This is a genomic window from Colwellia sp. 6_MG-2023, from assembly GCF_030547765.1.
Taxonomy (GTDB): Bacteria; Pseudomonadota; Gammaproteobacteria; order Enterobacterales; family Alteromonadaceae; genus Colwellia.
Genome location: NZ_JAUOPP010000018.1, coordinates 94,696 through 103,750, shown reverse-complemented (window position 1 = coordinate 103,750; position 9,055 = coordinate 94,696). Strand labels below are relative to the sequence as shown.

General features: G+C 37.3%; 8 protein-coding genes and 1 tRNA gene. 2 read left to right on the top strand and 7 right to left on the bottom strand.

The genetic code is table 11. The annotated features are described in order from the left end of the window. Positions 1-2: 2 nt before the first annotated feature. A tRNA-His gene (locus Q4503_RS12520) sits at positions 3-75 on the bottom strand. A gap of 187 nt (positions 76-262) precedes the next feature. Continuing rightward, entirely contained in the window at positions 263-1,390 is a 1,128-nt protein-coding gene (locus Q4503_RS12515) for a phosphoserine transaminase (protein WP_215973939.1), read from the bottom strand. A 218-nt stretch (positions 1,391-1,608) separates the two neighbouring features. Between Q4503_RS12515 and Q4503_RS12510 the strand changes: the two genes are divergently transcribed. Beyond that, the gene (locus tag Q4503_RS12510) at positions 1,609-2,139 is read left to right on the top strand and encodes a DUF1285 domain-containing protein (protein ID WP_215973940.1); all 531 of its coding nucleotides are present in this window, start codon (positions 1,609-1,611) and stop codon (positions 2,137-2,139) included. 439 nt (positions 2,140-2,578) lie between these two features. Further along, positions 2,579-4,339: a gamma-glutamyltransferase family protein gene (locus Q4503_RS12505; protein ID WP_303602470.1), complete on the top strand. Its 1,761-nt coding sequence runs from the start codon at positions 2,579-2,581 to the stop codon at positions 4,337-4,339. Positions 4,340-4,522: 183 nt separating this feature from the next. On the opposite strand, the gene hemN is transcribed toward Q4503_RS12505, so the two are convergent. From hemN to purU, 5 genes are all read right to left on the bottom strand, one after another. After that, a complete protein-coding gene (hemN, locus tag Q4503_RS12500; RefSeq protein WP_303602469.1) occupies positions 4,523-5,893 on the bottom strand; it encodes an oxygen-independent coproporphyrinogen III oxidase in 1,371 nt (456 codons plus the stop codon). 156 nt (positions 5,894-6,049) lie between these two features. Beyond that, entirely contained in the window at positions 6,050-6,553 is a 504-nt protein-coding gene (locus Q4503_RS12495) for a DUF2489 domain-containing protein (protein WP_215973943.1), read from the bottom strand. A gap of 23 nt (positions 6,554-6,576) precedes the next feature. After that, positions 6,577-7,164, bottom strand: coding sequence for a Der GTPase-activating protein YihI (gene yihI / locus Q4503_RS12490; RefSeq protein WP_303602468.1), 588 nt, complete (start codon positions 7,162-7,164; stop codon positions 6,577-6,579). Between the two features lie 127 nt (positions 7,165-7,291). Further along, on the bottom strand, positions 7,292-7,816 hold the full coding sequence (locus Q4503_RS12485; protein ID WP_215974026.1) for a VOC family protein: 525 nt from the start codon (positions 7,814-7,816) through the stop codon (positions 7,292-7,294). A 205-nt stretch (positions 7,817-8,021) separates the two neighbouring features. Then, entirely contained in the window at positions 8,022-8,882 is an 861-nt protein-coding gene (gene purU / locus Q4503_RS12480; RefSeq protein ID WP_215973945.1) for a formyltetrahydrofolate deformylase, read from the bottom strand. Between the last annotated feature and the right edge of the window lie 173 nt (positions 8,883-9,055).

Sequence of the window (9,055 nt, the reverse complement as noted above, 5' to 3'; positions counted from 1 at the left end):
GGGGTGGCTAAAGGGACTTGAACCCTCGACAACCGGAATCACAATCCGGGGCTCTACCAACTGAGCTATAGCCACCACTGATTTTTACTAATATTGTTTCTAGGTTTGAAACAATGCGCGGATTTTAATGAGTTATCGTGCTTTGTGCAAGTAAAAATAATAATTAATCGAAGAGATTTGCTATTATTTTTCTTCGATTAATCTTACTTGCTAAAAATAAGGGCCTATTCGCGCTTTTATTACGATAAATACAGGTATAATATTATGCTGTTGCTTGTTGATACGCCCACGTTAACCAAGGTAGTAAGGCAACTAAATCAGATTTTTCAACGGTTGCACCAGCCCAAATACGTAAACCTGCAGGGGCATCACGGTAAGCACCTATATCAAAAGCAACACCTTCATGCTCGAGTAAGTTAATAATTTTTTTCACTTGCTCAGCATTCGCTTTTAATTCAAAACATACACTGGTATTTGAACAAATTTCAGGTCTTTTAGCTAAGAAGTTTATCCAGTCATTCTGCGCCACAAAATCCGATAGTACTTTTAGGTTAGCTTCACTTTTTGCAACCGCCGCAGACAAACCGCCAATTTCATCAACCCAATTTAATGCATCAAGGTAATCTTCAACGCATAACATGGACGGTGTATTAATGGTGGCGCCTTTAAAAATGCCATCAATTAATTTATTATTTTTGGTTAAAGCAAAGATCTTAGGGATTGGCCAAGCTGGTGTATACGACTCTAATCTTGCTACCGCTCGAGGACTTAAAATTAACATGCCATGAGCCCCCTCACCACCGAGCACTTTTTGCCAGCTAAAGGTTGCCACGTCTATTTTGTTCCAATCAAGATCCATAGCAAATACAGCACTAGTGGCATCGCAAATGGTTAATCCCGTGCGTTGCTCACTGATCCAATCGGCATTTTCAACTTTCACGCCTGACGTTGTTCCGTTCCAAGTAAAAATAATATCGTGGTCAGGATTGGCTTGCGAAAAATCAGGTAAATCGCCATATTCACCAGTAAAGATACGAGTATCGTCTAATTTCAGCTGTTTAGCGATATCTGTGCCCCAACCCGAGCCAAATGACTCCCATGCAAAAACATCTACTGGCCGCTGACCTAGCAATGACCACATGGCCATTTCCATAGCTCCTGTATCTGAGCCTGGGACAATACCCACTTTATAACCTTCTGGTAAGTTTAATAAACGTAAGGTTTCAGTAATCGCTTTTTGTAAACGTGCTTTACCGATAGTACTACGATGTGAACGACCTAAACTATCAGTATTAAGTGCAGCAAGATCATAACCTGGACGTTTTGCACATGGGCCTGAAGAAAAGTTAGGGTTGGCCGGTTTAATGTTCGGCTTAGTGTTCGGTTTCATTAATGTTCCTTGATCAATTGATCATTATCGCTACGTAGCTTATATAAATAAACTGCACCACAGCGAGCTCTGTTTAAGTGGGTAAATAGTGCCTCAATTTGCATAAGTATTCAATAGAATTGATATGATTTTACACAACAGATAAATCACCTTACACCTTTATCAATTTATCAAAATTACTGCTAAGATTAATATCAGGCTAACCGCAGGAAAACCTTATGTCACTAGATAAAATTACCGCACAAATAAAAGCACAGGGAGATAAAATTCCACCTGTTGAGTTATGGAATCCTGATTATTGTGGTGAAATGGATCTACAAATAAAAGCTAATGGTGATTGGTTTTATGCAGGTAGCATTTTTAAACGTCCTGCCTTGGTAAAATTATTAGCTTCTGTGCTAAAAAAAGAGCAAAACGACTATTACCTTGTTACGCCAGTTGAAAAAATAAAAATTACCGTTGAAGATGTTCCTTTTGTACTAACGCAATGGCGCTGGCAAGATGACAGCAAATCAACCATGGTAGTAACTAATAATGTTGGTAATGAATTTATACTGGATGATAACCATCCAATAACAAGCAATGATAATGGTGAACTCTATGTCACTGTTCGACGTGAATTGTTGGCCAAGGTACATAGAAATGTTTATTACCAATGGGTAGACTTAGCCAAAGAAGTTAACACAGGCAAAGACACTGAATTAATCTTTAACAGTGCTGGGTATCAATTTAGTTTGGGAAAAATTTAAAATTGCGACTAAAATTGCGACTTAAGTTAAGCTGACGTCAGCTTAGGATACCGTGAATAACTTAAATAATATAACTTAAATTAATATGACTTAAATTAATATTTTATTCTATTTTAAGTCATACGCTAGTTGGATAGTTTTCCTACTTTAAGGACAACAACCATTATCTAAGTCCCCCCCATTTAAGGCTGACATTCTATCTCTAGAGATTATTAACATAAGGTAATTGATATTAAACGATAAATTATGCGTTATTAACATAAGTTCATTGTAAGTAGAGACATATATATGATAATAAAGTAATGGTATATATTATTTTAGGGCTTTTTGTGCGTTTTAACTTTTTTAACGTGGCTTGCTCCTTTTTTATGTACTATTCGCCCATCAGGTCTTAAACACCCGATCTTAATGGTAAAGTTTCAACTATAAGGAACAACTTATGAAGTTTCACATGCTCGCGTTAGCGGTATTATCAACCACTCTTTTAGGGTGCGGTTCGGCTGAAATACCAACAGAACAAAAAGCGGAGCAAAAAATAGAACAACCTAAGCCACAAGCTATGGTGGTAACAGCTAATCCTCATGCTACAGCAGCTGGACTAGAAGTGTTAAGAAGCGGTGGTTCGGCAGTAGATGCAGCTATCGCTATTGAGTCAGTATTGAGTCTTGTTGAACCTCAAAGCTCCGGTTTAGCTGGTGGTGCATTTATGGTGCATTACGACAATGAAACAAAAACATTAGCTGTGTATGACGGCCGTGAGTCAGCACCAAGTGGCGCTACACCAGATATGTTTATGTTAGAAAATGGTGATTCTATGCCATTTATTCAAGCGAAAACCAGTGGTTTATCTACCGGTGCACCAGGAGTTGTAGCTATGCTATCTATGGCTCATAAAGATCATGGTACATTAGAATGGGGCAGCTTATTTAGCTATGCAAGTAAACTAGCCACTGAAGGCTTTGAAATTTCTCCACGTTTATACGGTATGTTAGAGCGTTTTGGCAAATTTATCCCAAGTACGCCTGAAGAAGGCCCTACCGATGCTTTTGAATATTTTTATGACGATGCGGGAGCTCCTCACCCAACTGGCTATCTCTTAAAAAATCCTGAGTACGCAAAAACACTAGCAATTATTTCTAAAGACCCTACGGAGTTTTACCATGGCGATATTGCTCAAAAAATAGCGGCTATGGTTCAACGAGAGCCTAGAGCGGGTTCTTTAACTGCTGAAGATATTGCCGCCTATAAAGCTGTTAAGCGCACTGCATTGTGTCAAGATTATCGAGATGCTCAAATATGTGGCGCGCCGCCGCCGTCATCTTGGTTAGCTGTTGGCATGATTATGGGCATTTTAGAAAATGGTCCACGCCCAAGTGCGGCAGGTCCTGATGATCCAAAAAATTGGGCTGTTATGGCGCAAGCACAACAACTCGCCTATGCCGACAGAGATCAATTTATTGCCGATCCTAACTTTGTCGATATGCCTATTACGGGCATGTTAAATAAAGAATATTTAGCGAAACGCGCTCAACTTATTTCAGATAAAGCCACCCCCCTGACATATGCGGTAGGCAATCCTTGGGCATACAACGATTCAGCTAGTCAAACAACGGCCGGTATTGATGCTACACAAGATGTACATGGTACAACTCATTTTGTCATTGTAGATACAAAAGGTGATGTTGTGTCGATGACAGCAACGGTTGAAAGCATTTTTGGTACTACGCGTATGGTTGGCGGTATGTTTTTAAACAATCAACTTACTGACTTCTCTTTTCAACATCATGATAAAGACGGCAATGCCATTGTAAATGCGGTTGCGCCAAACAAGCGACCTCGTTCGTCAATGTCGCCATCAATTGTGTTAGATAAAGAAGGTGAATTCTTAATGGCAACAGGCTCTCCAGGTGGTAACAACATTATCGCCTATACCGTTAAAACCTTAGTAGGTGTGTTTGAATGGGGTTTAGATCCACAAGCTGCTGTTGACTTACCCAATATGGTTGCCCGAGGCAAAACCGTTCGTTTAGAAAAAGATGCTGCTCCAGAGTCATTAATTTCAGCAATGAAAGACATGGGCTTTGATGTTGATTCATCACGAGGAGAAAATTCAGGATTAAGTGTGATTATGCGCAAGCCTGATGGCACACTCAAAGGTGCAGCAGACAAGCGACGAGAAGGCGTAATAGGAACACTTTAAAGCTGCTTTCCTTAACTAACTTCGATTAACTAACTTAGAAACTAAATAAAGCGAATTATAGATAACGTTAGTTACCAAGCATTTGATTATATATGCACTCTCATTGCAAAGCCTGATTCTTTATCAGGCTTTTTCTTTCAGTTTTATACAAGTGTTAACTTTAAAACATGATACTTGGCTAAGTTAAATAACCCGAGAAAAACGTTGTTGGTTAATATGCTTTTTCATATAGGCATCAAAGCTCATACAAATATTACGGATAAGTAATCGAGCTTTTTGCTCAACTTTAATTTCTTTCACATTATTTTCAACTAAACCGTCTTCAATAAATGATGTTAATAACGGTAAATCTTCAGCAAAATAGTCATCAAAGTTGATATTATATTTTTCACTAATCTTTACTTTGCTAACATAAAGGTTACACATTAACTCTCGAATAACTTCACCACGTAAAATATCATCGTCAGTTAAACTAACGCCACGCTCAAGTGCATGTTGTTGGCTTTCAATCGCGTTATAATAGCTTTTTAAGTCTTTAGTATTTTGACCAAACGAACGTCCAATATTGCTGATCGATGACACGCCAAGCCCCAGTAAATCACAACCGCCTTTGGTAGTATAACCTTGAAAATTACGATGCAAAGTACCATCACGTTGAGCAACAGAAAGCTCATCATTCGATTTAGCGAAATGATCCATACCAATAAAATCGTAGCCATAACTACAAAGTGTTTCTATTGATAACTTCATTAAGGCAAATTTTAGTTTTACATCAGGCAGCCATTCATCACGTAACTTACGCTGTGCAGCAAAGCGACTTGGTAAATGGGCATAGCTGAACAATGAAATACGATCAACGTTCCACTCGTGCACTTTGTCTAAAGTATTTTTGAAGTTTTCTAAGGTTTGATGCGGTAAACCATAAATTAAATCGACATTAACAGACTGAAAACCTACCGCTTTTGCATGACCAATAAATTCACCAATAAACTCGGTTGACTGCACACGGTTTATTGCTTTTTGTACTTTTAAATCTAAATCTTGTACACCTAAGCTTAACCGGTTGAATCCTAATGAAAATAAGTGTTCGGCTAAATCCATCTGAATTTCGCGAGGATCAATCTCAATACTCATTTCTAATTCATCAGAAAAATCGAATTTTTCTTTTAATAGTGTCACCAAGGTTGTAATTTGTTTATGTGTTAAAAAGCTTGGTGTACCACCACCCCAGTGTAGCTGTTTAACTTTATACTCATTAAATAATGGGGCTTGTAGGGCAATTTCTTGCGCTAAATAATCAAGGTATATATCAGCTTTATCACGGTGGCGAGTAATTACTTTATTGCAACCACAGTAATAACAAAGGGTATGACAAAAAGGAATGTGCACATATAGCGATAATTCACGGTTAGATGAATCTTTTACCGCTTGAATAAAGTCATCATGCTTGAACTCATCATTAAACTCTAACGCAGTAGGATATGAGGTATATCTAGGGCCGCTGGTGTTATATTTACTGAGTAATTGATGATCGAAAAATTGACTTGCTTGCATGATGTTACCCGTAATTTATCTAAGCTAAAGCGATTAATAACGCGTATTATACTTAGATTAATTTCGAGTTTATTGATTCAACACAAGCAATGATCGAAATGTGTAAGTTATTTAAACTTGCTTCTTATGTTAAATAACCCACATTAATGTCTGTAGTTACGTAACTGAATTTGAAGCCTTTAAGGCACTGATTCTTTCTGTGACATACTGTTTCAATAAGCCAAGATCTGTCACAATATCATCATGTAATTTTGCTTCACTAGTCATACGTTGATAATCTTCTTTCATCCGCTGTTTTTTATCGAGTTTTTTTCTATCACCAAGAATTGAAAGGTGCTTTATTTCTTCATATTGTTGAAATATCGCAGGAAATTGTTGGGATAATTCACTGCTCAATTTTAAAGAATCAAGTAATACTGACAAACGCCAACATCCCTCACTAAAATCACACTGCTCTTCTTGCATAGCACGTACAATGATTTGCACACTAGCAAGTATTTTATCATCATGCTTAGCTAAGGCTTGCTGACGCAGTAGTTCATTTTGCTGTTGGGCGCGTTTTTGTACACTCAATTGTTTCAACAATTTACCTGCATAAAATGCTAAGCTTAAAACGATAATTACCGCAACAACAACGGCAATAAACCAGTAGGGATTCATATTCATTAACCTTAGCTATTATGTTATTTAGTTGAATCAGGTAAAGTGGAATTGTCTAACTTATCCCATAAATCTTCTTCAGAGCTAATGCTCGTGTTGATGATTTCGTCTTCTTCATCATCTAATTCAGCGCTTATTTCTTCATGACGTTCCATCATGTTGTTAAAGTAGTTAACTTCTTCGTGCGTTAAATCGATACCATCTTCTTGTTTAGCCAAAATAACTTGTAACTGCTCATCTTCTTCAATATTAGCTAATTCTTGCGCTAAACTAAGCTCCACATCAGTATCATCATTTACAGAACGTAATGCGGCAATAGGATCTTGTTTCGGTTTACTGGTTTTTACTTTAGCTTTAACTGGCTCATTTTTAGCTGGCTTAACAGGAGCGCCTAAATCGATAGCTTTTTTACTGCCAATGCGAGGATCTTTATTCAGATTAGCCTTTTGCTCTAAATTATTATCTAGCTGTGCTTCTTGTTGACGGTTACCCGGCTTTTTACCTGTTTTTTTACGCACTCTTTTTTCAATATTAGATAATTCAACTTTACTTAATTTGGCTTTCGCTGTTGGCGCGCCACCTGGTTTTCTAGATTTTTTTGTACGAGACATGAATATGATACTTTTTTAACGATTAATTGCGCTATTTTACGCCATTAACCGTTAAAAAGTAATGGATAGTTTCTAGTTTTGGATAACCGTATGAATGGTTTTGAATAATGTGCTTTTCTAACTGCTTTTATTCATGCAACCAAGCGGCATGTCGTGGTGCTTTTTTGGTTTTCGACCACTCTTCAACCATATCATAACCCACACGATTCAATTCTTTATATTGCTCTGGCGTACCTGTGTTAGCAGCTAACTCTAAACGATGCCCGTTAGGATCAAAAAAATAAATTGACTTAAACACCCCATGATTGACTGGCCCTAAAACATCGACACCTTTACTTTCCAATGTTTTTTTTGCTGAAATGAGTGCTTCAACACTTTCAATACGTAAGGCTAAATGTTGTACCCAAGCCGGTGTATTTTCATCTCGTCCCATATCAGGCGAGTTGGGAATTTCAAAAAAAGCGAGCACGTTTTCATTGCCAGCATCTAAAAAGATATGCATGTAGGGATCAGGCGCTTTAGTCGAAGGAACTTCATCTTCAGCAATTGCTAACACTAAATCCATGTTCAACTTATCTTTATACCAATCGGTTGTTTCTTTGGCATCTTTACAGCGATAAGCGACGTGGTGAATTTTTTCAATATTTATCATCATTAGGGCTTCTTAAACTTAGCTAAAGTATGATCTAATTTTAATCACACCTTAGTTAAGTTCGCTAATTTTAGCCCTATTTAAGTACTTATGAAACGTCAGCAATTCACTACGCTTGATTGTATAGAAATTATTACAACGCTAAGTTATGTTCGATTTGAATATCTAGACTCGAATAGCTAAATTCCATAGCTAAGTTTTAGAGCTAGGCAAGTATTACTGTTTTATCACCATTCAAACAGACGCGTTGCTCAGCATGGATCCTTACCGCATGACTTAAGGCTGTTGCTTCTAAATCATGGCCCATATGAACCATCTGTTCGATAGTGAAAGTATGATTAATTGGTTTCACTTCTTGCGCAATAATAGGTCCTTCGTCTAAATTAGCTGTTACATAATGCGCTGTTGCACCAATAACTTTTACACCACGCTTATGTGCTTGATGATATGGGCGAGCCCCTTTAAAGCTTGGTAAAAAAGAATGATGAATATTAATAGCACGACCCGCTAATTCTCGACATAAATCATCAGATAAAATTTGCATGTAACGTGCAAGTACCAGTAAATCCGCATCACATTTATTCATTAACGAGAGTATTTCGGCTTCTTGCTCTACTTTTGTCTCTTTCGTAATTGGTAAATAATGGAAAGGAACACCATGCCATTTAGCAAGTGGCTGGCAATCTTGGTGATTAGAAATGACGGCAACAATATTAATGGGTAAAACACCTGATTTCCATTTAGTTAATAATGATACTAAACAGTGATCATCCTTTGAAACAGCAATAACGACGTTAGGTACATCGTTTTTATTACGAAGCTTATATTCCATATTGAGTGGTTTAGCTAACTCATCTACAGCTTCTATAAACTCATTTGCTGATACCGTTAAATTTCGATCATCGAAGGCGATACGCGAAAAAAATGTTTCTGTATAAGGGTCACTATATTGCGAAGTTTCAGTAATAAAAGCGCCATGCTCAAATAAACTTTGTGAAACTTTTGCTAAAACGCCTGTATTATCCGGACATTGCCAAGTAAGAATATAATGATTAGGTGTGGTCATGATGATATTTTGCTACTGAAATAAAAAGAAGCGATATAATTGGCTATTTTGATGAATTATTCCAGTATTTTCATAGTCTTTTTGGCTATATCTTTTACTCTTGTGCTCCTTCACTAGATAAATGATGTCTTTTCAAAATATAAAGCTGCGCAATTATCTCTCTTGCCCAAGGA